The 622-nt window shown below is 70.6% G+C and carries 1 protein-coding gene; it reads right to left on the reverse strand.

Features of this window, described 5'->3' with window-relative positions; translation table 11 throughout:
• A partial coding sequence (locus tag AC1DWF_RS36010; protein ID WP_476843239.1) for a hypothetical protein occupies positions 1-490 on the reverse strand: 490 nt, incomplete at its 3' end.
• Positions 491-622 lie beyond the last annotated feature (132 nt).

A 622-nucleotide genomic window follows, 5' to 3' on the forward strand; every position in this document is an offset into this window, starting at 1 on the left:
GCACCGCGTCGATGGCGCCGGCGGCCTGGTCGGCGAGATCCGAGATATCGCCCAGGATATCGGTGTCGAAGCCGAGGTCGCCCAGCCCGTCCAGTCCACCGAAGCCGGACACCTCGGCCGGGGGCGGGAGCGGCGGGCTTTCGGCCAGCAGCAACTCATAGGCGTAGAGCCCGGGCAGTCCGGCCGACTCGGTGGCGCGGAAGCACAGGATCACGACTTTGGTCAGTTCCAGCGCCGCGGCTATATCGGCGGCGAAGGACAGCTCCTCCCCCGTCGCCGCAGCCTTCTGCAAGGTGTCCAGCTCATCGGACGCGGCATCGCCGGTCAGCGCCCCGCTGATATGGATGTGATGGGAGCCGCGCCCCGCACTCTCCTGCACATCGCCCGCAAGACCCAGCACGCGGGCGCCGGCAAATCCGCCGTCGAGCGCGTGTTCGATGCGCTGTACGCGGGTCAGTGGGATGTCGCCGAGGAGCGGGGTGGCGGTCAAAGCGCGAGCCCCCTCAGATCAGCCTCATCCTCCAGCGCCGCGGCCAGGACATCGGCGAAGGCCACGGTTTCCCGCGGCACAGCCGGCCAGGGAGAGGCCGCGCCGGGCGCAGCGGCAACCAACCCATCCGCC

The sequence above is a fragment of the Aminobacter sp. P4_D5 genome (assembly GCF_056401815.1).